General features: G+C 63.0%; 23 protein-coding genes, 1 tRNA gene and 1 pseudogene. 13 read left to right on the plus strand and 12 right to left on the minus strand.

What is annotated here, in order from left to right; translation table 11 throughout:
- Positions 1–330 (plus strand): toxin-activating lysine-acyltransferase (locus N7650_RS25215; protein ID WP_279900508.1); only part of this gene is annotated, 330 nt, incomplete at its 5' end.
- Between the two features lie 828 nt (positions 331–1,158).
- On the opposite strand, the pseudogene N7650_RS25220 reads toward N7650_RS25215, so the two are convergent.
- From N7650_RS25220 to N7650_RS25255, 8 genes and pseudogenes are all read right to left on the minus strand, one after another.
- Positions 1,159–1,387 (minus strand): annotated as a pseudogene (locus N7650_RS25220) (transposase); the annotation flags it as partial.
- Between the two features lie 117 nt (positions 1,388–1,504).
- Complete coding sequence (locus N7650_RS25225) at positions 1,505–1,900, minus strand: Arm DNA-binding domain-containing protein (protein ID WP_009394219.1); 396 nt, start codon at positions 1,898–1,900, stop codon at positions 1,505–1,507.
- A 225-nt stretch (positions 1,901–2,125) separates the two neighbouring features.
- Positions 2,126–2,201 (minus strand) — tRNA-Gly (locus N7650_RS25230).
- A 65-nt stretch (positions 2,202–2,266) separates the two neighbouring features.
- The gene (gene pgsA / locus N7650_RS25235; protein ID WP_009394220.1) at positions 2,267–2,827 is read right to left on the minus strand and encodes a CDP-diacylglycerol--glycerol-3-phosphate 3-phosphatidyltransferase; all 561 of its coding nucleotides are present in this window, start codon (positions 2,825–2,827) and stop codon (positions 2,267–2,269) included.
- Between the two features lie 33 nt (positions 2,828–2,860).
- Positions 2,861–4,684, minus strand: coding sequence for an excinuclease ABC subunit UvrC (gene uvrC, locus N7650_RS25240; RefSeq protein ID WP_009394221.1), 1,824 nt, complete (start codon positions 4,682–4,684; stop codon positions 2,861–2,863).
- 2 nt (positions 4,685–4,686) lie between these two features.
- Positions 4,687–5,328, minus strand: a complete 642-nt coding sequence (uvrY, locus tag N7650_RS25245; RefSeq protein WP_009394222.1) for a UvrY/SirA/GacA family response regulator transcription factor — start codon at positions 5,326–5,328, stop codon at positions 4,687–4,689.
- A 134-nt stretch (positions 5,329–5,462) separates the two neighbouring features.
- Positions 5,463–5,816 carry a helix-turn-helix domain-containing protein gene (locus N7650_RS25250; RefSeq protein WP_009394223.1) on the minus strand — a complete coding sequence of 118 codons (354 nt, stop codon included), beginning with the start codon at positions 5,814–5,816 and terminating at the stop codon, positions 5,463–5,465.
- A 134-nt stretch (positions 5,817–5,950) separates the two neighbouring features.
- A complete protein-coding gene (locus tag N7650_RS25255; protein WP_009394224.1) occupies positions 5,951–6,382 on the minus strand; it encodes a GNAT family N-acetyltransferase in 432 nt (143 codons plus the stop codon).
- A gap of 165 nt (positions 6,383–6,547) precedes the next feature.
- Between N7650_RS25255 and N7650_RS25260 the strand changes: the two genes are divergently transcribed.
- Positions 6,548–8,179 carry an inorganic phosphate transporter gene (locus N7650_RS25260; RefSeq protein ID WP_279900510.1) on the plus strand — a complete coding sequence of 544 codons (1,632 nt, stop codon included), beginning with the start codon at positions 6,548–6,550 and terminating at the stop codon, positions 8,177–8,179.
- On the opposite strand, the gene N7650_RS25265 is transcribed toward N7650_RS25260, so the two are convergent.
- Positions 8,180–9,244, minus strand: coding sequence for a sigma-54 dependent transcriptional regulator (locus N7650_RS25265; RefSeq protein ID WP_009394226.1), 1,065 nt, complete (start codon positions 9,242–9,244; stop codon positions 8,180–8,182).
- Positions 9,245–9,537: 293 nt separating this feature from the next.
- Between N7650_RS25265 and N7650_RS25270 the strand changes: the two genes are divergently transcribed.
- Together N7650_RS25270 and N7650_RS25275 are read left to right on the plus strand one after the other, a co-directional pair.
- The gene (locus N7650_RS25270; protein WP_009394227.1) at positions 9,538–10,761 is read left to right on the plus strand and encodes a lipase family protein; all 1,224 of its coding nucleotides are present in this window, start codon (positions 9,538–9,540) and stop codon (positions 10,759–10,761) included.
- 12 nt (positions 10,762–10,773) lie between these two features.
- Complete coding sequence (locus N7650_RS25275; RefSeq protein ID WP_279900512.1) at positions 10,774–11,961, plus strand: LLM class flavin-dependent oxidoreductase; 1,188 nt, start codon at positions 10,774–10,776, stop codon at positions 11,959–11,961.
- Between the two features lie 127 nt (positions 11,962–12,088).
- On the opposite strand, the gene hpaA is transcribed toward N7650_RS25275, so the two are convergent.
- On the minus strand, positions 12,089–12,991 hold the full coding sequence (gene hpaA, locus N7650_RS25280) for a 4-hydroxyphenylacetate catabolism regulatory protein HpaA (protein WP_279900514.1): 903 nt from the start codon (positions 12,989–12,991) through the stop codon (positions 12,089–12,091).
- 166 nt (positions 12,992–13,157) lie between these two features.
- Here hpaA and N7650_RS25285 point away from each other — a divergent pair, with 166 nt between their 5' ends.
- The 8 genes from N7650_RS25285 (at position 13,158) to hpaI (ending at position 20,489) form a co-directional block, all read left to right on the plus strand.
- Positions 13,158–13,829, plus strand: coding sequence for a fumarylacetoacetate hydrolase family protein (locus tag N7650_RS25285; RefSeq protein ID WP_279900515.1), 672 nt, complete (start codon positions 13,158–13,160; stop codon positions 13,827–13,829).
- The gene (locus N7650_RS25290; protein ID WP_009394231.1) at positions 13,829–14,602 is read left to right on the plus strand and encodes a fumarylacetoacetate hydrolase family protein; all 774 of its coding nucleotides are present in this window, start codon (positions 13,829–13,831) and stop codon (positions 14,600–14,602) included. The genes N7650_RS25285 and N7650_RS25290 overlap by 1 nt, the downstream gene beginning before the upstream one ends.
- Positions 14,603–14,607: 5 nt before the next feature.
- Positions 14,608–16,068 (plus strand): 5-carboxymethyl-2-hydroxymuconate semialdehyde dehydrogenase, encoded by a 1,461-nt coding sequence (hpaE, locus tag N7650_RS25295; protein ID WP_009394232.1) that lies wholly within the window; start codon positions 14,608–14,610, stop codon positions 16,066–16,068.
- A 169-nt stretch (positions 16,069–16,237) separates the two neighbouring features.
- Positions 16,238–17,095 (plus strand): 3,4-dihydroxyphenylacetate 2,3-dioxygenase, encoded by an 858-nt coding sequence (gene hpaD, locus N7650_RS25300; protein ID WP_009394233.1) that lies wholly within the window; start codon positions 16,238–16,240, stop codon positions 17,093–17,095.
- A 15-nt stretch (positions 17,096–17,110) separates the two neighbouring features.
- Positions 17,111–17,503 (plus strand): 6 5-carboxymethyl-2-hydroxymuconate delta-isomerase, encoded by a 393-nt coding sequence (locus tag N7650_RS25305; RefSeq protein ID WP_009394234.1) that lies wholly within the window; start codon positions 17,111–17,113, stop codon positions 17,501–17,503.
- Positions 17,504–17,552: 49 nt separating this feature from the next.
- Positions 17,553–18,857: an MFS transporter gene (locus N7650_RS25310; protein ID WP_279900516.1), complete on the plus strand. Its 1,305-nt coding sequence runs from the start codon at positions 17,553–17,555 to the stop codon at positions 18,855–18,857.
- Positions 18,858–18,868: 11 nt separating this feature from the next.
- Positions 18,869–19,672 carry a 2-oxo-hept-4-ene-1,7-dioate hydratase gene (gene hpaH / locus N7650_RS25315; protein ID WP_009394236.1) on the plus strand — a complete coding sequence of 268 codons (804 nt, stop codon included), beginning with the start codon at positions 18,869–18,871 and terminating at the stop codon, positions 19,670–19,672.
- Between the two features lie 13 nt (positions 19,673–19,685).
- On the plus strand, positions 19,686–20,489 hold the full coding sequence (gene hpaI / locus N7650_RS25320) for a 4-hydroxy-2-oxoheptanedioate aldolase (protein ID WP_009394238.1): 804 nt from the start codon (positions 19,686–19,688) through the stop codon (positions 20,487–20,489).
- Positions 20,490–20,577: 88 nt separating this feature from the next.
- On the opposite strand, the gene hpaR is transcribed toward hpaI, so the two are convergent.
- Positions 20,578–21,003 (minus strand): homoprotocatechuate degradation operon regulator HpaR, encoded by a 426-nt coding sequence (gene hpaR / locus N7650_RS25325; RefSeq protein WP_009394239.1) that lies wholly within the window; start codon positions 21,001–21,003, stop codon positions 20,578–20,580.
- Positions 21,004–21,170: 167 nt separating this feature from the next.
- Here hpaR and N7650_RS25330 point away from each other — a divergent pair, with 167 nt between their 5' ends.
- The gene (locus tag N7650_RS25330) at positions 21,171–21,536 is read left to right on the plus strand and encodes a cupin domain-containing protein (protein ID WP_009394240.1); all 366 of its coding nucleotides are present in this window, start codon (positions 21,171–21,173) and stop codon (positions 21,534–21,536) included.
- A gap of 111 nt (positions 21,537–21,647) precedes the next feature.
- Here N7650_RS25330 and N7650_RS25335 read toward each other — a convergent pair whose 3' ends face one another.
- The gene (locus N7650_RS25335) at positions 21,648–22,226 is read right to left on the minus strand and encodes a TetR/AcrR family transcriptional regulator (RefSeq protein WP_009394241.1); all 579 of its coding nucleotides are present in this window, start codon (positions 22,224–22,226) and stop codon (positions 21,648–21,650) included.
- Between the last annotated feature and the right edge of the window lie 43 nt (positions 22,227–22,269).

Here is a 22,269-nt window from a genome sequence, read left to right on the forward strand (position 1 = left end):
AATTTTTGGATAACACCTGCAATTGACCACCAGCAGATCCTATTCTTATTCGACAACACAGCAAGACCAATAGGCTACGTAACTTGGGCACATCTAGCACCGGACACTGAGCACCGACTGTTGAATAACAAAGATTTCCTTCTGCACCCATCAGAATGGAATGAAGGTGGGAAAACCTGGTTGATTGATTTCTGCTTTCCATGCGGGGGGGTGATGGAGTCTCGGGCGGCCATCAAAAAACACCTGAAGAGCAAAGGAGTGACAGAACTCTTTTGGGCGCACAGGAAAACTGATTATTCAATAAAAAAAACCTGGAGGGTTTCGCTGTGAGATCAGAACAGACGCCACACGCCCTCGATAGTCATTAAGAATTTATAGCTCAATTTTTACACCACCAATCTCAAGGAGAGATAGCAATGCGAGAACTAACACCCGAAGAATTTGACGAAGTTGGCGGGGCTTATGCGATCCCTGGAGCAATTGCAGGTGCCGCTTCCGGCGCCGCGGGTTATGTCGGTACGCTCCTGGGAGGGGGCACCTTCAATGCTGGGGAAGCACTCCTTTGGACCGCAGCAGGTGCTGGACTAGGTTTTATTTCGGGACCGATGGGTGTAGTCCAAGCGTTTTCGTATGGTGCGGGTTCATTCGCAACTGGTGTTGCAACGGGGAATTACCCTCGGGTGAGCGGCCAGTAGCACCGCCCAGAATCAATTAAACCTACACCTTGGTGTCTCTGCTTATTCATAGGCAATTCACCAAGGATCACCGGACTACTCTCCACGGAAACACTTATGACAATTATTTTTGGTTTCGTAATCGCACTCGCAGCTATCTTCACTCTCCAACTGATCACACGGGCCATTAACAGGAAGTTCGGGCCAATCTTAAACTTCAAATACATCCACTTTGGTGCCTTCGTTATCCTCCTCCCCGTGGTCGTTGCATTGGCTCATAAACTCTCTGCTTTTTTTGGGTTTGAGCCGTAGGCGGTATCCCTGAAAATCCACCAAACTTCATCATACATGGCATAACCACCTCATGCTTCCTACAGATCATAATTAAGAGCCGAACGATATACCTTCAGTTCCTTTACTTTTCTGCCACCCCAGGGAGGATTGGCCAAAGTCTTGCGCCACCGCTCGCCCTTCCTTCAGGCCTGAGCATCTTGTTGAAGGTGCCTTGGTTTCGCCAGTCTCGAAACCGCTGATTAACCGTGGACCAAGGGCCGTATCGCTCAGGCATGTCACGCCACGTAGCGCCGGAGCAGAGCACCCAGAACACACCGTTGAGCATCAGCTCGTGGACGTCCGGTACGGCGAGGTGTATTGAAGAGATCGGCGATCAACTCCCAGTCGGCGTCGGAGATTTCGTATCGCTGTTTAGGCATGGCAGAGTCCTGCGCTGAAAAGGCCAGAACTCTACGGAAACTCAGGCGGACTGGGGTGTTGGCGGGTTTTCAAAGATTTTCATACAAAGCCTAGCAGATGAGGTTCTTCTCCCAAGCCTACCTCGAACCCACTGAGAGCTGAGGGTTATGCACACTCGGAAACATCCCACAGCCTATACATTCAAATGCGTACCACTGATTGAAGACGGCAGCAAAAACATGATCAGCCATCTCCCTGGCAACGCGTTTTTGTTCCTTTCGCTGATCGCATGGGTTGATGCCATCCGCCACAAGCCCCCGCGCCTCTTCTCGCTTGATGCGAGCTTCTTTGAGGGAGATTTGGGGATAGCTACCCAGCGAAATGCGCTGCTGCTTGCCTAACCAGTAGTAGCGGAAGTGCCAGATCTTGCTGCCCCCTTTGCTGACGAATAGGGACAGTCCATCGCCATCAGTGAGGGAGTAGGGATTGCCGGTAGTCCGGGCTTGCCGAACTGCGGCTTCTGAAAGAGACATATCAAGCTCCTGAGCTGGGCCAGGAACCAGATGCTTTGTCACGCGACCCAAGTGTCTCCAGTTGAAAACCGCTTCAGGGCACCTCCGGATTTCGTGTACTCAATCGTGTACTTAAAAATCTTGGATGCTACCGGTTTTCGGTGGTTTTCCGTGGAACGAAAAAAGGGCCCGAAGGCCCTATTTTCAGCTGTTTCAGACCTCTATGGAGCTCTGAAACACAATACTTGGAGCGGGAAACGAGACTCGAACTCGCGACCCCGACCTTGGCAAGGTCGTGCTCTACCAACTGAGCTATTCCCGCGTCGTCTTGATGGTGGGCATTGTATAGACTTGAAATATATCGTCAAGCCCTTGATTCAAAAAACTTTATTTTTTCTCGGAGCCTTCGCGCAGGTGCGGCCAGGCGGCACGAAGGTAATGCAGCATGGACCACAGGGTCAGGCCCGCCGCGATCATCAGCAAGGCATAGCCGAGCACTACCCAGGCGGTGAAGGCCGGTGGGTTGGCCAGGAGGATGACCAGCGCCAGCATCTGCGCCGCAGTCTTCCATTTGCCCAGGTTGGAAACCGCGACATGCGCCCTCGCCCCCAGCTCCGCCATCCATTCGCGCAACGCCGAGACCACGATCTCGCGGCCGATGATCACCGCCGCCGGCAGGGTCAGCCACAGGTTGGCGTGGACCTGCACCAGCAGCACCAGCGCCACGGCAACCATCAGTTTGTCCGCCACCGGGTCGAGGAAGGCGCCGAACGGCGTGCTCTGCTGCAGGCGCCGGGCCAGGTAGCCATCGAGCCAGTCGGTGGCGGCGGCGATGGCGAACACGCTGCTGGCTGCTACGTAGCTCCAGTGATACGGGAGATAGAACAGCAGAATGAAGATCGGGATGAGCAGGACACGAAGAACTGTAAGCAGATTCGGGATATTCATCAGGACAACTGGCCACAAGGTGAGCGGAGGATTCTACTCGCTATGCAGGCTGTCATAAATCGACTCGGCGAGCTTTTTGCTGATTCCCGGCGCCTTGGCGATTTCTTCCGCACTGGCACGGGACAATTCCTGCAGGCCGCCGAAATGTTTCAGCAGGTCGCGGCGGCGCTTCGGCCCGACCCCGGCGACATCTTCCAGGCTCGACGTGCGCCGCGCCTTGCCACGCCGGGCGCGGTGGCCGGTGATGGCGAAACGGTGGGCCTCGTCGCGGATCTGCTGGATCAGGTGCAATGCCGGGGAGTCGCCGCGCAAGGTGAATTCATGCTGCACATCGTTGAGGTAAAGCGTTTCGAAACCGGCCTTGCGCGTTACGCCCTTGGCCACGCCGAGCAGGGTCAGGTCGGGCACCAGCAGCGCCTGCATCACTTCCCGGGCCATGTTCAGCTGGCCCTTGCCGCCATCCACCAGCAGCACGTCCGGCAATTTGCCCTCGCCGTCCTTGATCCGCCCATAGCGCCGGGTCAGGGCCTGCTGCATGGCGGCATAGTCGTCGCCGGCGGTGACGCCTTCGATATTGAAACGGCGGTAATCCGACTTCAGCGGGCCTTCCGGGCCGAACACCACGCACGAGGCCACCGTGGCTTCGCCGCTGGAGTGGCTGATGTCGTAGCACTCCAGGCGCTGCGGCACCTCGGGCAGACCGAGCACCTCGGCCAGGGCCTCGAAACGCGCCGCCATATGCTGGCGGTTGGCAAGACGGGCCATCAATGCCTGCTCGGCGTTGGTCACCGCCAGTTGCTGCCAGCGGGCGCGGGTGCCACGCACCCGGTGGCTGATGCTCAACTCACGGCCGCGCAGGGTTTCCACGGCGTCGCGCAGGGCATCGAAGTCTTCGTGCACCACGTTGACGATCAGTTCCGCAGGCAGCTCGCGCTCGGAGTTGCCCAGGTAGTACTGGGACAGGAAGGCCGACATGACCTCGGCCACCTCCTCCTCGATGCCCACCTGGGGAAAGAAGTTCTTGCTGCCCAGCACCCGCCCGCCGCGCACGCTGATCAGGTGCACGCAGGCGCCGCCCGGGTTGACGAACGCCGCGACCACATCGACGTCGCCGCTGCCGCCCTCCATGCTTTGCTGGTCCTGGACCCGGCGCAGCAGGGCGATCTGGTCGCGCAGCTCGGCGGCCTTTTCGAATTCCAGGGACATGGCCGCCTTCTCCATGTCGGCGTTGAGCTCGTTGGTCAGTTGATGGCTGCGGCCTTCGAGGAACATCACCGAGTGGCGTACATCGTCGGCGTACTCCTGGCTGTCTACCAGGCCGACGCACGGCCCCTTGCAGCGCTTGATCTGGTATTGCAGGCACGGCCGGGTGCGGTTGGCGTAGTAGCTGTCCTCGCACTGGCGAACGTGGAAGGTCTTCTGCAACAGGCTCAGGCTTTCGCGGATCGCGCCGGCACTGGGATAGGGCCCGAAGTACCTGCCCTTCTGCTTCTTGGCCCCACGGTGGATGCCCAGCCGCGGGAACTCGCCGTCGGACAGGAAAACGTAGGGGTAGGATTTATCATCGCGCAGCAGGATGTTGTAGGGCGGGCGCCATTCCTTGATCAGCGTCTGCTCGAGCAGCAGCGCCTCGGTCTCGCTGGAGACGATGGTGGTCTCGACACTGGCGATATGCCCGACCAGCGCAGCGGTCTTGGGTGCCAGGCCGGTTTTGCGGAAATAGCTGGCCAGGCGTTTCTTGAGATTCTTGGCCTTGCCTACATAAAGCAGGCGACCGCCAGCGTCGAACATCCGGTAGACACCCGGACGGCCGCTGCAGGTCGCCAGAAAAGCACTTGGATCAAACGCGGGGGTCATGTTCAGAGGTTGGCATCAACCATACCGTGGCGGACCGCCAGCAACGTGAGCTCCACATCGCTGGTGACCGAGAGTTTTTCGAAGATGCGGTAACGGTACGTGTTCACCGTTTTCGGCGACAAGCACAGCTTGTCGGAAATGATCTGCACCTTCTGGCAACCGACGATCATCAGGGCGATCTGGATTTCCCGCTCCGACAGGCTGTCGAACGGCGATGCGTTCTTCGGCTCGAAGGATTTGAGTGCCAGTTGCTGGGCAATCTGCGGGCTGATGTAACGCTGCCCGGCAAACACCAGGCGAATGGCCTGGACCATTTCCTCCAGCCCCGCGCCCTTGGTCAGGTAACCGGCGGCGCCGGCCTGGAGCAGGCGGGTGGGGAACGGATCGTCTTCACAGACGGTGACCGCTACCACCTTGATGTCGGGGTGACTGCGCAACAGCTTGCGGGTGGCTTCGAGGCCACCGATTCCGGGCATTTTCACGTCCATCAGGACCACGTCCGGCTTCAGTTCGCGGGTCTTCTTCAGCGCTTCTTCGCCGGAGTCGGCCTCGCCCACCACCTGCAGACCGTCGATGTCGGCCAGCATGCGGGTTATACCGGTACGTACCAGATCGTGATCATCGACCACCAGAACCCTAATCAAGCAGACACCTCGCCTTACGGTCTGAATTGGATCCGGCCACCTTATCAAAAAATCGCAGGGGGGACCTAACAGATTGCGTCACGAATATGACGTCAGATTTCATTTTTTCGACGCTCCGGTTTCGCTCTGTCGTATCAAGCCGATGCCACTTTGCCTACAGGCGACACGGCATTGCCCGCCAAGCTCTCCAGGAGATGTCTTACAGCCTGCTGATCCGCCGGTTGCAAGCGCCGGTAGCAGTCGAGCAGATGGTTTTCGCCGGGGCGAAGATCGTCGAGGGTTGCCGGCGTGGGCACGCCGCTGAGCACATAGAGGGCGTCCACCCCGCGTGCCGCGACCGCTGCGAGATAGTCCGCACGCGGGGTGCGCTCGCCACTTTCATATTTGCCCTGGGCGTTGGGCTCGACCCCGCCGATGTCGCCAAATGCCCGCTGGGTGAGGCCGAGGCGTTCACGTTCTTCCCTGAGACGTAGTCCAATACCCTTCATACGAATACATAATCCTTTGCAAAACACCCGATAGCGGGTAGGAAACCCGGTACATCCACTGCACCGTCAACAAGCGTGAACTATGCCTGCGCGGCGAAGTTCTGCACAAGCCATCCTACGCCTTTCGAAGGGTGTCAGCGGACGCTGCGCTGCATGCGGATGAAGCATTCCTCGGTGCCTTCTTCGCGAAATCCTTCACGCAGATAAAGCTGACGGGCCGGATTGGTTTTGAATACGGTCAAACGCAGCCACGACAACCGCCGCTGCGCCGCCCAGGCGTTCAATTCGCGCAATACCCAGGTGCCTGTGCCTCGACCGTGGCACTCCCGGGCTATATGCAGTTCGCGGATATACAACGCACGCATGTCCTGGCTGAGGCTGCAAAAGCCCAGGCGCCGTTCGTCGTCCATGACCAGCCACTGCTCGCGCCAGCCCCAGGCCTGGTCGAAGGCCTCGTCCTGCCACAGCAGGTCGAATTCGCAGTAGTAGCGCAGCATGCCGCGCCGGGTCAGGTCACGGGCAAAGGGCAGGTCGAGCTCGCCGGCCCGGCGCAGTTGCAGGGTCATGGCGCGTGCTGCCCGGTCGATGCTGCAAGGACCTGTCGCCAACGGATCATGAGCCACCCCTCCATCACTGAAATCAATGGAGCTTACACCCGCTTTCATTGACTGGCGTCAGCTCGATCAGTGCCTATGCTAGTACGCTGCCCTGGTACAGGCAGGAGCCTGAAAATGTCGCCCCCGGACCCGTTCATGACTACCCAGACCAGCGCCGCCGCTCCCTCGGCCGTGCTCGCTACACCCTCCGCCGGCTCCCGCTCGAGCCGAACCCCCGCCGTGGTTTTCTGCAGCCTGCTGATCGGCGCCCTGCTCTACACCGCCTGGAGCCTGCTACGCGATATCGACGCCAGCGGCACGGTGATCACCACCTGGACCCCTTTCCTGCTGCTCGGCCTGGCGCTGCTGATCGCCCTGGGCTTCGAATTCGTCAATGGTTTCCACGACACCGCCAATGCAGTGGCCACGGTGATCTACACCAACTCCCTGCCGGCGCGCTTCGCCGTGGTCTGGTCGGGGTTGTGGAATTTTCTTGGCGTGCTGTTTTCCAGCGGCGCGGTGGCCTTCGGCATCATCGCCCTGCTGCCGGTGGAACTGATTCTCCAGGTTGGCTCCTCGGCCGGCTTCGCCATGGTCTTCGCCCTGTTGCTGGCGGCGATCATCTGGAACCTCGGCACCTGGTGGCTGGGCCTGCCGGCGTCCTCCTCGCACACCCTGATCGGCTCGATCATCGGCGTCGGCGTGGCCAATGCGCTGATGCACGGGCGCGACGGCACCTCCGGTGTCGACTGGGCCCAGGCCGGCAAGGTCGGCTATGCCCTGCTGTTTTCGCCGATCCTCGGTTTCGCCTGCGCCGCCGTGCTGTTGCTGGGCCTGCGCAAGCTGGTGAAGAACCGCGCCCTATACGAAGCGCCAAAGGGCGACCAGCCGCCGCCGCTGTGGATCCGCAGCCTGCTGATCGTCACCTGCACAGGCGTGTCCTTCGCCCACGGTTCCAACGACGGACAGAAAGGCATGGGCCTGATCATGCTGATCCTGGTCGGCACCCTGCCCATGGCCTACGCGTTGAACCGGACCATGCCGGAGGAACAATCGCAGCAATTCGTCGTGGTCGCCGAGGACACGCGCCAGGCACTCTCGGGCTACATAACCGAACCCCTGCTGAGCGCGAAACCACGCGAGGTCCTGACCCAGTTCATCCGCACTCCGCAAGCCAGCCCCCTGCTGGTTCCGGCGCTCGCCGCGCTGGCCGGGGACATTGGTCACCAGGTGGATAGCTATGGCATCGCCGGCATTCCCGCCGAGGCGGTGAGCAACGTGCGCAACGACATGTACCTGACCAGCGAGGCGATCCGCCTGATGGACAAGCACGGGCTGCTGGACGTGGATGCCGCCACGCGCCAGACCGTGCAGCAGTTCAAGGGGGCGATCGACGATGCCACGCGCTTCATTCCGCTCTGGGTCAAGGTGGCCGTGGCCCTGGCCCTTGGCCTGGGCACCATGGTCGGCTGGAAGCGCATCGTGGTGACCGTCGGCGAGAAGATCGGCAAGACCCACCTGACCTACGCCCAGGGCGCCTCGGCGGAACTGGTGGCCATGTGCACCATAGGCGCCGCGGACCATTTCGGCCTGCCGGTGTCCACCACCCACGTGCTGTCTTCAGGGGTGGCCGGGACCATGGTCGCCAACGGCTCCGGCGTACAGGGCAGGACCATCCGCAACCTGGCGATGGCCTGGATCCTGACCCTGCCGATGTCGATCCTGCTGTCCGGCACCTTGTACTGGCTGCTGACCCGCTTTATCTGATCAGGCGCTGTTGCTGCGCAGTTCACCGATCTTCTCCAGCCGCGCGCGGACGATATTGCGGCTGATGTTCAGCAAGCGCCCGGTCTGCAACTGGTTGCCGTGGCAGAAACGGTAGGCGGTGCGGAACACGGTCTCCTCGATATGCTCGTAGAGGTCGGGGATGTTCTGTTCGAACAGCGCCGTCAACGCCGCTTCCAGATCGGGCGGCGCGGCTGGCAGGCGTTGCGGCAGTGCGTGCTCCTCGTGCCTCACGCCGGTCGGACGCATGTCCACCAAGTGCAGGTCCCCCGGCTGCACCCGTTGCTGGCGGCACACCAGCAAGGCGTGGTGGATGGCGTTTTCCAGTTCGCGGATGTTCCCCGGCCAGCTGTGGGACAGCAGCTTGCGTTCGCTTTCCGGGCTCAGGCTGGCGCGGTTGTAGCCCAGGCGCTGGCAGTGTTCCTCAAGGAAGAACTCGGCCAGGGGCAGGATATCCCCAGGCCGCTCGCGCAGTGGCGGCAGGCGAATGGTCGCCACGTGCAGGCGGTAGAACAGGTCCTCGCGGAAATTCCCCGCCACCACCGCGTCGGCCAGGTTGACGTTGGTGGCGGCAACCAGGCGCACGTTGATCGGGATCGGCGTGCGCGAGCCCAGGCGCACCACCTCGCGCTCCTGCAACACCCGCAGCAACTTGACCTGCATGTTCAACGGCAGGTCGCCGATCTCGTCGAGGAACAACGTGCCGCCGTTGGCCGCTTCGAACCAGCCGGCCTTGGCATTGGTCGCCCCGGTGAAGGCGCCTTTCTCGTGGCCGAACAGCTCGCTTTCCACCAGGGTTTCGGCGAAGGCGCCACAGTTCACCGCCACGAACGGTTCGCGGCCACGGCGGCTGAGTTGATGGATATGTCGCGCCACCAGCTCCTTGCCGGTCCCGGTCTCGCCGATGATCAGCGTATTGGCTTCGCTGGGCGCCAGGCGCTCGATGCGGCTGAGCAGTTCCTGGGAGCGCGGGTCCTTGAACACCAGGACGGTAGCGCGAACGGATTTGGTCAGCTCGCGGGCATTGGGATGGGTAATCAGCGACATAGAAGGCATTCCTGGCATGGGTGGCGCGCCTTCATAGTGCACGAAACAAATTAGAACAAATAATTATTAATTTGCATTTGGATATTCCCAAAAGAATCAAGCGTGTCGATTGCTGCTCCAGCAGCAATCAGCCAGCACCGAGGTGCTCCCTGGTCAGCACAGCGACCGCCACCGGCGTCCGGCCGCCCGGCTCGAAGCCGCGCCAGGCAAGGCCTGCGGGGCTTTCCCGGATAACTGGCATGCCTTTCGCTCAGGGCATGGGCATCGACCGTCGTTTCGTTCAAGGACCCTTCATGAAACTGCCCCACGCCCTCACCGTCGGCCTCAGCCTGCTGACCCTGTCACTGACTGCCCTGGCCGCCGAAACCTATGCACCCAAGCCCGATCCGCTGCAAGGCGACGGCCGGGTCTCGGCGTTCTACACCTTCGACAAGGCAATTCCCGCCACCCCGGGCAAACTGCTGCGCAGCGAACCCCTGGAGCAGACCCTCAGCCTGCCCGGCGCCGCCTCGCAACTGCGCATCCTCTACAGCTCCACCGACGGTATCGACGGCAAGACGCCGATCGCCGTTTCCGGCGCGCTGTTCATTCCCCACGGCAAGGCGCCGGAAGGTGGCTGGCCGGTAGTGACCTGGGGCCATGGCACGGTTGGCGTGGCGGATATCTGCGCGCCGTCCTGGTCGGGGCGCTCCTATCGTGACGTGCAGTACCTGGCGCGCTGGCTGAACGAAGGCTATGCCATCGTCGCCACCGACTACCAGGGCCTCGGCGTCCCCGGCGGCCATCCGCTGCTGAACAACCGCATGGCCGCCTACGGCATTCTCGACGCCGCCAAGGCGGTGATCGCCGGCGTCCCGGGCCTGGCCAACAAGGTGCTGGTGCTCGGCCAGTCCCAGGGCGGCGCCGGCGCCTTCGCCGCAGCCGCCTATGCACCGATCTACGCGCCGGACCTGGGCCTGAAGGGCAGCGTCGGCACCGGGGTGATCTACACCGTCGGCAGCAAGAACGTCGGCGAGCAGGACCCGAACAAGGTCGATGCCGCCCTCGCCTACGGTTTCTACACCCTGCTCGCGGCGCAGCAGTACAACCCGAAGATCGACCCGCGCGACTACTACACCGACAAGGCCCTGCCGCTGTTCGAACAGGCCCGCACCAGTTGCCTGGCGCAACTGACCGCCGACGTGATCGGCACCGGCCTGACCCCGGCCAATACGCGCAAAGCCAATGACGGCGAGCAACTGAAGGCCTGGCAGGCCCAGGTCAGCTACCCGACCCTGAAGCTGGCGCAACCGATCTTCATCGGCACCGGCGCCGAGGACAAGACCCCCGCCGCCTCGACCCAGGTTGCCCTGATGCAGGACGCCTGCAAGGCCGGCTCGGTGGTCGAGGGCCATCTGTACAAGGGGCTGGGCCATAGCGAGACGGTCAATGCCTCGCTCAAGGACTCGCTGCCGTTCGCCCGCAAGGTCTTCGCCGGCGAAACCGTCGCCCCCATCTGCAACCCCAGCGTGCAATAAGGACAGCGCCCCATGAGTATCGAATTCTTCACCCGCCTGCCCTTGCACGGCGAAACCCAGTTCCTCCCGGGCGACCCGCGCAACCGCGGCGACTGGCACCCCGGTGGCGACAGCACCGGCGCGGTGTCGGGCTTTCGCGTCGGTGACCACTTCACCTACATCGACTACCTGGGGCAGATCGCCAAGGCCGCGGAAATCAATGGCTTCGGCGGCGTGCTGATGGTCAACGCGCCCTATGGCGAAGAACCCTGGACCGTCTGCTCGCTGCTGGCCCGGGAAACCCGCACGCTGAACTACGTGGCCGCCTTCCAGCCGTACCACTACACGCCGTGGGTCGCGGTGCAGCAGGCCGCCACCTACCAGCGGGCCACCGGCAACCGGCTGATCTGGAACATCATCAACGGTGGCTCGGATGCGGTGCAGCGCCAGGTCGGGGATTTCTTCGAGCATGACGAGCGCTACGAGCGCGCCACCGAGTTCATGGACGTGGTGCGCGGCTACTGGAACTCGGAGAACTTCCATTACGACGGGCGCTTCTTCAAGGCTGGCGGCGGCGGGTTGCGCGGCCCGCAGAAAAAGGCCGAACTGCCGCTGATCTGCACCGCCGGATCGTCGATCCCGGCGCGGGAGTTCGCCGCCAAGCATGCCGACTTCTACCTGATGCGTGCCGAGCATCCGGACAAGATTCGTGAACTGATTGCCGATATCCGCGAGCGGGCATTGAAATACGGGCGCAGTGATATTCGCTTCGGGCTGTCCATCGATGTGATCACCCGCGAGACCGAGGAACTGGCCCATGCCGAGGCCCGGCGCTTCTTCAACGAAGGCGTGGCGAAGAACACCATCAAGGCCGCGGCGGCCCATGCCGGGCTGCGCACCGCGCGCAAGCTAAGTTATGAGGAAGAATACGGCGACCGCGAGCAGAGCAAGCGCTTCGACGACTTCTTCATCTACCCGAACGTCTGGGCCGGCTTCGGCTACATCGGCATTCCGCCGGGGCTGGCGCTGGTGGGGAGCTATGAAAACGTGGTGGCGCGGATCCGCGAGTACAACGAACTGGGGATCGATGTGTTCTTCCTGGCGGGGTATCCGCATCTGGAGGAGGCTTATCGGTTGGGGGAGCATATCCTTCCGCATTTCCGCGGGGAGCGGGAGGCGTTGAAGCGGGCTGCTTTGCCTGGGCTTAAAGTGGCTGGCTGATAGCTCTTTATTGCTGTTTCGGGCCTCATCGCTGGCAAGCCAGCTCCCACAGGGTCACCACTGCTCTCAAGAGCGGCACTATACCTGTGGGAGCTGGCTTGCCAGCGATGAGGCCCGAGAGAACACCCTAGCGCAACCCGCCCTGCCGCAACCGGTACTCCCCCGGCGTCACCTGCGCATACCTCATGAAGAACCGGCTGAAATACGCCGGATCCTTGAACCCCAGGCTGTAGCAGATCTCGTTCGCCGAGCTTCCGGTGAACAGCAGCAGCCGCCTGGCCTCCTGCATCACCCTTTCCAGCACCAGGCGCTTGGACGGCAGGTCGGCGATTCGCCGGCAGACATCGTTCAGCCGCGCCTCGGTCACCCCGATGCCTTCGGCATAGCGCGACAGCGGCCAGTGCTCCAGGTAATGCGCTTCGATCAGCTCATTGAAGCGATGGAAGATGTGCAAGTCCTCATGCCGCGTGGTCCGCGCCGGCAGTGACCTGGCACACAGGCGCAGCAGGCTGGTCATCAGCAGCCGGGTCAGGCTGTGCAGCGCCGCCTCCCTGCCCGCCTCGGTTCCTTCCACTTCCCTATGCAACAGGTCGAACATCACTTCCAGGCGCTGCGCCTCGACGGCGAACTTGCCTTCCAGGCCACTCAAGGCCACGCAGGCCGGCGCCACCTGGGCTCCCGGCGCCAGGCCGGGGTCGGCTTCGAGCAACTGCCACACCAGTTGCTGGCGCACCGTCAGCACATGCCCGTCGGCATCCGCCTCGGTGACGAACGAGTGGGGAATGGTCGGCGGCGTCAGGAAGAACATCGGCCCGGACTCGACGTATTGCTGGTCGTCCAGGTAGACCCGCACCGTCCCCGACTTGACGTAGTGCACCTGGAAAAACCGGTCATGGCGGTGCACCGGCATGTTGCGCCCGAAAAACCCGGCCAGGTTGCCGAGCTTGTCGTAATGCACTTCCGAGTCGCTGTAGCGCTGGTCGTAGACCTGGCCGATGTTGATGTTGGGGATCGGCGTGCGATCGCTCATGACTGCCCTCACCTCTTGCCGCTTTCTTGTTCTGCCCGCCAGCTTACCCCTGCGCCCGGCGATCGGCAGCTTGCATTTCGTTAACATCTTAATTATAACGTTAACACATTAACAATTACCCACGTGGGGCACCCCGTGTCGTCCCGCCCACTGCCAGGAGAAGAGCATGAGCCGTGCCCTGCATGACGTTGCCACCGGCACCCTGTTCGGCGTTGCGCTGAACTACAAGGGGCTGCTGGAACAGCGTCTCGCCGAATTCGAACAGGCGCCGTACCAGAAGCCACCGGTCAAGCCGGTGCTGTTCATCAAGACCCCCAACACCCGCAATGGCCACGGCCAGCCAGTGGTCTATCCCAAGGGCGTCGAGCGCCTGCAGGCCGGCCCCGCCCTGGGCGTGGTGATCGGCAAGCGCGCCACCCGGGTCAGCGCCGAACAGGCCCTGGACCACGTTGCCGGCTTCACCATCGTCAACGAATTCAGCCTGCCGGAAGAGAGCTACTACCGCCCGGCGGTCAAGGCCAAGTGCCGTGACGGTTTCTGCGTGATCGGCCCGGAGCTGGTGCCGGTGGCACAGATCGCCGACCCGCATGCCCTGGACATCCGCCTGTTCATCAACGGCGAAGTCCGCCAGCAGAACAGCACCGCCAACCTGGTGCGCGGCATTGCGCAACTGATCGCCGAAATCACCGAGTTCATGACCCTGCATGAAGGCGACGTGCTGATCACCGGCACCCCTGAAGGCCGTGTCGATGTGCAGCCGGGCGACCAGGTCGAAATCGAAATCACCGGGCTGGGGCGCCTGGCCAATCCCATCGTCGCCGAACAGGAGGCCCACTGATGAAACACGCTCGTATCCGTTTCCAGGGTGAAGTCCACGCGGTGACCGTGGAAGCCGACAACGCCGTGCGCCTGGCCGATGGCAGGCTGCTCGGCGAAGACCAGGTCGAGTGGTTGCCGCCTGCCAACGGCAGCATGTTCGCCCTCGGCCTGAACTACGCCGACCACGCCGCCGAACTGGCCTTCGCCCCGCCAACCGAGCCGCTGGCGTTCGTCAAGTCGCCCGGCACCTACACCGGCCACAACCAGGTCACCTGGCGCCCGGACAACATCAAGTACATGCACTACGAGTGCGAGCTGGTGGCGGTGATCGGCAAGCCGGCGCGCAACGTCAAGCGCGAGGACGCCCTGGAGTACCTGGCCGGCTACACGGTCTGCAACGACTACGCCATCCGCGACTACCTGGAGAACTACTACCGGCCCAACCTGCGGGTGAAGAACCGCGACTGCACCACCCCGGTCGGCCCGTGGATCGTGGACGTCGCCGATGTGCCGGACCCGTCCAGCCTGACCCTGCGCACCTGGATCAACGGTGAGCTGAAACAGGAAGGCACGACCCGCGACATGATCTTCGACATCCCCTACCTGATCGAATACCTGTCCAGCTTCATGACCCTGCAACCCGGCGACATGATCGCCACCGGCACCCCGGAAGGCCTGGCCGACGTGGTGCCGGGCGATGAAGTGGTGGTGGAAGTGGAAGGTGTCGGCCGCCTGGTCAACCGCATCGTCAGCGAAGCCGAGTTCTTCGCCCAATACAAAAAAGAGGCATGAGCAGCATGATCAAGCATTGGATCAACGGCCGCGAGGTCGAGAGCAAGGACACCTTCGTCAACTACAACCCGGCCACCGGCGAAGCCATTGGCGAAGTCGCCAGCGGCGGTGCCGAGGAAGTGGCCCAGGCCGTTGCGGCGGCCAAGGAAGCCTTCCCGAAATGGGCCAACACCCCGGCCAAGGAACGCGCGCGGCTGATGCGCAAGCTGGGTGAACTGATCGACCAGAACGTACCGCAACTGGCCGAGCTGGAAACCCTGGACACCGGCCTGCCGATCCACCAAACCAAGAACGTGCTGATCCCGCGCGCCTCGCACAACTTCGATTTCTTCGCCGAAGTCTGCACGCGCATGGACGGCCATACCTACCCGGTCGACGACCAGATGCTCAACTACACCCTATACCAGCCGGTCGGTGTGTGTGGCCTGGTGTCGCCGTGGAACGTGCCGTTCATGACCGCCACCTGGAAGACCGCGCCGTGCCTGGCCCTGGGCAACACCGCGGTGCTGAAGATGAGCGAACTGTCGCCGCTGACCGCCAACGAACTGGGCCGCTTGGCCGTCGAAGCCGGCATTCCCAATGGCGTGCTCAACGTGATCCAGGGTTACGGCGCCACCGCCGGCGACGCCCTGGTGCGCCACCCGGACGTGCGCGCGATCTCCTTCACCGGCGGTACCGCCACCGGCAGGAAGATCATGCAGACCGCCGGCCTGAAGAAGTACTCCATGGAACTGGGCGGCAAGTCGCCGGTGCTGATTTTCGAGGATGCCGACCTGGAGCGCGCATTGGACGCCGCGCTGTTCACCATCTTCTCGCTCAACGGCGAGCGCTGCACCGCCGGTAGCCGGATCTTCATCCAGGAAAGCGTGTACCCGCAGTTCGTCGCCGAGTTCGCGGCGCGCGCCAAGCGACTGATCGTGGGCGATCCGACCGATCCGAAAACCCAGGTCGGCTCGATGATCACCCAGGCGCACTACGACAAGGTCACCGGCTACATCCGCATCGGTATCGAGGAAGGCGCCACCCTGCTCGCCGGTGGCCTGGAGCGCCCGGCCAACCTGCCGGCGCACCTCGCCAAGGGCCAGTTCATCCAGCCGACCGTGTTCGCCGATGTGAACAACAAGATGCGCATCGCCCAGGAAGAGATCTTTGGCCCGGTGGTTTGCCTGATCCCGTTCAAGGACGAGGCCGAAGCGCTGCAACTGGCCAACGACACCGAGTACGGCCTGGCCTCGTACATCTGGACCCAGGACATCGGCAAGGCCCACCGCCTGGCCCGTGGCATCGAGGCCGGCATGGTGTTCATCAACAGCCAGAACGTCCGCGACCTGCGCCAGCCGTTTGGCGGCGTGAAGGGCTCGGGTACCGGTCGCGAAGGCGGCCAGTACAGCTTCGAGGTGTTCGCCGAGATCAAGAACGTGTGCATCTCGATGGGCAGCCACCACATTCCGCGTTGGGGTGTGTGACCGGTAGACGAGGTTGCCTGAAAACCTGAGGCAACCCCAATCCCTGTGGGAGCTGGCTTGCCAGCGATGAGGCCCTGGCTGACCCCCTGAGGTGCTGCTGATGGCCCTATCGCTGGCAAGCCAGCTCCCACAGGGACCGTGCAACCAACAAGAAACCAGGAGTTCCACCATGGGCGAAGTCGTCCTGGCAGCCAAGGTCTGCCACGTCCCCTCGATGTACCTGTCGGAGCTGCCCGGCAAGCACCACGGCTGTCGTGAAGCGGCCATCGCCGGGCACAAGGAAATCGGCCGCCGCGCCCGCGAACTGGGCGCCGATACCGCGGTGGTGTTCGATGTGCACTGGCTGGTCAACAGCGCCTACCACATCAACTGCGGCGAGCATTTCAAAGGCGTCTACACCAGCAACGAACTGCCGCATTTCATCAAGGACATGGCCTTCGAGTATCCCGGCTGCCCTGAACTGGGCGAACTGATCGCCGCCGAGGCCAACGCCGCCGGTGTGCGTACCCAGGCCCACAATATCCCGAGCCTGGAGCTGGAATACGGCACCCTGGTGCCGATGCGCTACATGCATATGGGCGTGCCGGAGGAAGAACGCCTGAAGGTGGTGTCCATCGCCGCCTGGTGCGCCTGGCACCGTCTGGAGGACAGCCTGGCCTTCGGCGCCGCCGTGCGCCGGGCCATCGACAAGAGCGACCGCAAGGTCCTGGTGCTGGCCTCCGGCTCCCTCTCCCACCGTTTCTCCGACGACCGCAACGCCGAAGCCAACATCCACAACTGGACCCGCGAATTCGACAAGCAGGTCGACCTGCGCGTGGTGGAACTGTGGAAGCAGGGTCGCTTCAAGGAGTTCTGCGCAATGCTCCCCGACTACGCCACGGCCTGCTACGGCGAAGGCGGCATGCACGACACCGCGATGCTCCTCGGCCTGCTCGGCGGCGCCAACTACGACAAGCCGGTGGAGGTCCTGACCGAGGCCTTCGGCAGCTCCGGCACCGGGCAGATCAACGCTATTTTCCCGCTCTGATTCCAAGGAAGCCCCATGCCCCATTTCATCGCTGAAATCACCGACAACATCGAAGCCCGGGCCGACCTGCCGGGCCTGTTCGAGAAGGTCCACGCCACCCTCGGCGCCAGCGGCGTGTTTCCTTTGGGCGGCATCCGCAGCCGCGCGGTGCGCCTGGACACCTGGCGCATGGCCGACGGCAAGCACGACTACGCCTTCGTTCATATGACCCTGAAGGTTGGCCACGGCCGCGACCTGGAAACCCGCACGAAAGTCGCCGAACAGCTCTTTGCCGTCATCACCGAACACTTCGCCGCCCTGCAGGCCGAGCGCTTGCTGGCCCTGTCGTTCGAGATGAGCGAACTGCACCCGCAACTCAACTTCAAGCAGAACAACGTCCACGCGTTTCTCGACAACCAGGCGGGTTGACCTCCCCGCCTGAACTCCCCATGGCCACTCTGACAAAAAGTACAAGATCATGAGCACAGCCAATACCGCAGATAGCGTCACCCTTGCCCGTCAGGATTCGACCCATTCCACCGTGACCTGGCGGCTGATGCCGCTGTTGCTGGTGTGTTACCTGTTCGCCCACCTCGACCGCATCAACATCGGCTTCGCCAAGATGCAGATGAGCACCGACCTGCACTTCAGCGACACCGTGTACGGCTTCGGCGCCGGACTGTTCTTCATTGCCTATGCACTGTTCGGCGTGCCGAGCAATATTGCCCTGGATCGCTTCGGCCCGCGGCGCTGGATCGCCACGCTGATGGTGGTCTGGGGCGCGCTTTCGACCAGCATGCTGCTGGTGCAGACGCCCACCGGCTTCTATGTGCTGCGCTTCCTCCTGGGCGTGGCCGAGGCCGGGTTCTTCCCGGGCATCCTGGTCTACCTCAACCGTTGGTATCCCGCCCGGCGCCGCGCCGGGATCACCGCGCTGTTCGCCATCGCCGTGCCCATGGCCGGGGTGATCGGCGGGCCGCTGTCGGGCGGCATTCTCGAGCTGTTCCACGACGCCGCCGGCCTGCGCGGCTGGCAGTGGATGTTCCTGATCGAGGGTGCTCCGGTCATCCTGCTCGGCATGGTCGTCCTCAAGTGCCTGCCGGACAGCTTCGCCAGTGTCGACTGGTTGAGCGCCGAACAAAAGCAAAGCCTGCGCGACGAGCTGGACAAGGAAGAGCAACGCAAGTCGATCACTTCCTTCAGCGGCATCCTCGGCGACGCCCGGGTCTGGCTGCTGGTGGCGGTGTACTGCGCGGTCATGCTGGCGGTGAACACCCTGGCCTTCTGGATGCCGACCCTGATCCATGCCGCCGGCATCGGCAGCGACGGCCGTGTCGGCCTGCTCAGCGCCGTGCCGTACCTGGCCGGCTGCTGCTTCATGATCGCTTGCGGGCGCTCCTCGGACCGCCGCCGCGAAAGGCGCTGGCACCTGTGCGTGCCGCTGCTGATGTCCGCCGTCGGCATCGCCGTGGCCGGCATCGCCCCGCAGAACCCGACCCTGGTGATGGGCGGCCTGATCGTCGCCGGCATGGGCGCCAGCGCAGCCCTGCCGATGTTCTGGCAACTGCCGCCGGCCTTCCTGGCCAACACCACCCAGGCCGCCGGCATCGCCCTGATCAGCTCGTTCGGCAGCATCGCTTCGTTCGCCGCGCCCTACCTGATCGGCTGGATGCGCGACACCACCCACAGCGCCAGCCTTGCCCTGTACGTGCTGGCCTTCTTCATCACCCTTGGCGGCCTGCTGGTGCTGCGCACCCACGCCGTCACCGTCAACCCTCAGTAAGAGACTCGATCATGCTCGACCACAGCCAGATCCTCAGCGCCGCGGCCCAACTGGACCGGGCCGAACGCAACCGCGAACAGGTGCGCCAGTTTTCCCTGGAGCACCCCGGCATCACCATCGAGGACGCCTATGCCATCCAGCGCGCCTGGGTGGCGCAGAAGATCAAGGACGGGCGCAAGCTGGTCGGCCACAAGATCGGCCTGACCTCTCGCGCCATGCAGGTTTCTTCCAACATCACCGAACCGGACTACGGCGCGCTGCTGGACGACATGCTGTTCGAGGAAGGCAGCGACATCCCGTTCGAGCGCTTCATCGTGCCGCGCGTGGAAGTGGAGCTGGCGTTCATCCTCGGCAAGCCGCTGAAGGGGCCGAATGTCACGGTGTTCGATGTGCTCGACGCCACCGAGTGGGTGATTCCGGCCCTGGAAATCATCGACGCGCGCATCCAGCAGGTCGATCCGCAGACCCAGGTCACCCGCAAGGTCTTCGACACCATCTCCGACAACGCGGCCAACGCCGGCGTGGTCATGGGCGGACGCCCGGTGCGGCCGACCGATATCGACCTGCGCAAGGTCCCCGCAGTGCTTTACCGCAACGGCGTGATCGAGGAATCCGGGGTTTCCGCCGCCGTGCTCAACCACCCGGCCAAGGGCGTGGCGTGGCTGGCCAACAAGCTGGCGCCGTACGACGTCACCCTGGAGGCCGGGCAGATCATCCTCGGCGGCTCCTTCACCCGCCCGGTGGCGGCGCGCCCGGGCGATACCTTCCATGTCGACTACGACATGCTCGGCTCCATCGCCTGCCGTTTCGTCTGATCAGGAGGTTTCCATGGACATGCCCATCAACCGCTTCAAGCAGCGCCTGCAGCAGGACCAGGCGCAGATCGGCCTGTGGCTCGGCCTGGCCGACGCCTACTGTGCAGAGCTGGCGGCCAACGCCGGGTTCGACTGGCTGCTGATCGACGGCGAGCACGCGCCGAACGACCTGCGCGGCATGCTCGCGCAACTGCAGGCGGTGGCGCCCTATGCCAGCGAGGCGATCATCCGCCCGGTAATCGGCGACACCGCGCTGATCAAGCAGATCCTCGATATCGGCGCGCAGACCTTGCTGGTGCCGATGGTCGACAGTGCCGAGCAGGCGCGGCAACTGGTGCGTGCCATGCATTACCCGCCCAGGGGCGTGCGTGGCGTGGGTAGCGCGCTGGCGCGGGCGTCGCGCTGGAACAGCATTCCCGGGTACCTCGATCACGCCGATGCGCAGATGTGCCTGCTGGTGCAGATCGAGAACCTGGAGGCGCTGGCTAACCTGGACGAGATCGTGGCCGTGGAAGGAGTCGATGGCGTGTTCATAGGGCCGGCGGACTTGAGTGCGTCCATGGGCCATCGCGGCAATCCGGGGCACCCGCAGGTGCAAGCGGCGATCGAGGACGCCATCCTGCGGATCAACAAGGCCGGCAAGGCGGCGGGGATCCTCAGCGCCGACGAGAAACTGGCCCGGCGCTATATCGAACTGGGGGCCAGGTTCGTCGCGGTGGGGGTGGATACCACGGTGCTGATGCGCGGGTTGCAGGGCTTGGCGGCGAAGTTCAAGGAAGGCCAGGTGGTAGAGCCAACCTCCGGCGGCGTCTATTAGTCAGTCATCGCTGGCAAGCCAGCTCCCACAGGGTTCTGTGGGAGCTGCGGTTCGGCGCTCCGACTTGCCAGCGATGAGGCCCTCAAGATCACCGCCGAACCTGCTTCAGTTCATCCAGCAGCCCCAGCAACTGCTTCAGCTTCTCCTCCCCGAACTGCCCCTGCAATGCCTGGTAGTTGGCCTCCATGCACTGGCTCATCGAGGCAAAGCATTGCTCGCCTTTCTCCGCCAGCTCCACCAGCACCCGCCGCTGGTCAGTCTCGGCCTTGCGCCGTTTCACCAGTCCCGCCGCCTCCATGCGCACCAGCACGCCGGTCATGCTCGGCTTGAGGATGCAGGCCTGGTCGGCCAGTCGGTAGATCTCCATCTCGCCCTGCTGGCGCAGGATACGGATCACCCGCCACTGCTGTTCGGTCAGGCCGTGTTCGTTGAGGGAGGGACGGAAAAAGCGCATCGCGGCTTCGCGGGCTTGCAACAAGGTCAGGGTCAGGGACTGGCGAGGACGGCTGGACATGAAGTGATAAGGGGCTCAGGTTGATCTTGTTAACACTTTAACAAAAAGTCCGACCGCTAACAGTGCGTGGCATCACCGATCAAATGCACCGGCACGGAGGGGCAAGACAGCATCCCCTGCAACGGCGTTAATGACAGCCTTTCTTCCCTCCTTAAAGGAAACCTGCCATGACCCTGCACGCCGCCAAACACGACATCCAGCTCAGCGAACTCGACGCCTGGGGCACCGTTGCCGACCTCGGTTCGGAGATTCTCGAAGGTGAAGTCCGCGCCTTCGGCAAGATGACCTTCGGCGCACCGACCGACGCCATCAGCAGTGCCTATTTCGGCACTACCCAAGGCAGGTTCCGCATGGTCTACCCGTTCAACGAACAGGCCGTGGTGGTAACGGGCGCGGTGCGCCTGACCGACGAAAGCACCGGGCAGGTCACCGAGTACAAGGTGGGTGACAGCTGGTTCGTGACCAAGGGCACGCCGGTGCTGTGGGAAATCCTGAGCGAGAGCTTCGTGAAGCATTACTTCGCGGTGGCCTGAGTTTCTTAATAAATCCTGAGGGCCTCATCGCTGGCAAGCCAGCTCCCACAGAGTTCGGCAGCGCCGCGGATATTGTGGGAGCTGGCTTGCCAGCGATGAGGCCCTCAAGATCTACACCGAAGCGCGAAGCGAAGCCGCAAAGATCGTCCACATCGCCCGCAACCGCCGCTCGTATGCCGCCTGCCCGGCATAGATCAGCTCGACGATCAGGCTGTCGACCACCCCGAGATAGGCATCCACGAACAGCTCGCGCCTGCCCCCGTCCAGTTGCGGGAACTGGCGTTCCAGCGCCTTGCCGAAGACCTCGCCCATCCGCGCCAGATAGCCCTCGAAACCCGAGGAAACCAGGGGCCGCAGGTCCGCCGGCGGAAAGAACGCCGCCCGCAGCAGGAAGCGCAAATGCGCCGACGCCAGGAAGCGCTCGGACAACTGCTGCGCATACAGCGCCCCCGGCAAGCCGTCATCGGCGGCAAAACAGCCTTCCACATAGAGCCGCTCGGCCTCGATGGCCCGCTCGAACACCGCCTCGAACAGGTCCACCTTGCCGCTGAAATGGGCATACAGCGACGGTTTGCGCATACCCACCGCCACGGCGATATCGTTGAGCGAAGCGGCGTCGTAGCCGGATTCGGCGAACTGCTCGACAGCTACCAGGCAAATCTTCTCCGCCGAAGGCGACAGCACTCTCATTGCATAACTTCCTTGATCAACGGGCGAATATTCCACAGCCTAG

The organism is Pseudomonas sp. GD04058 (assembly GCF_029836855.1).
Taxonomy (GTDB): Bacteria; Pseudomonadota; Gammaproteobacteria; order Pseudomonadales; family Pseudomonadaceae; genus Aquipseudomonas; species Aquipseudomonas bharatica.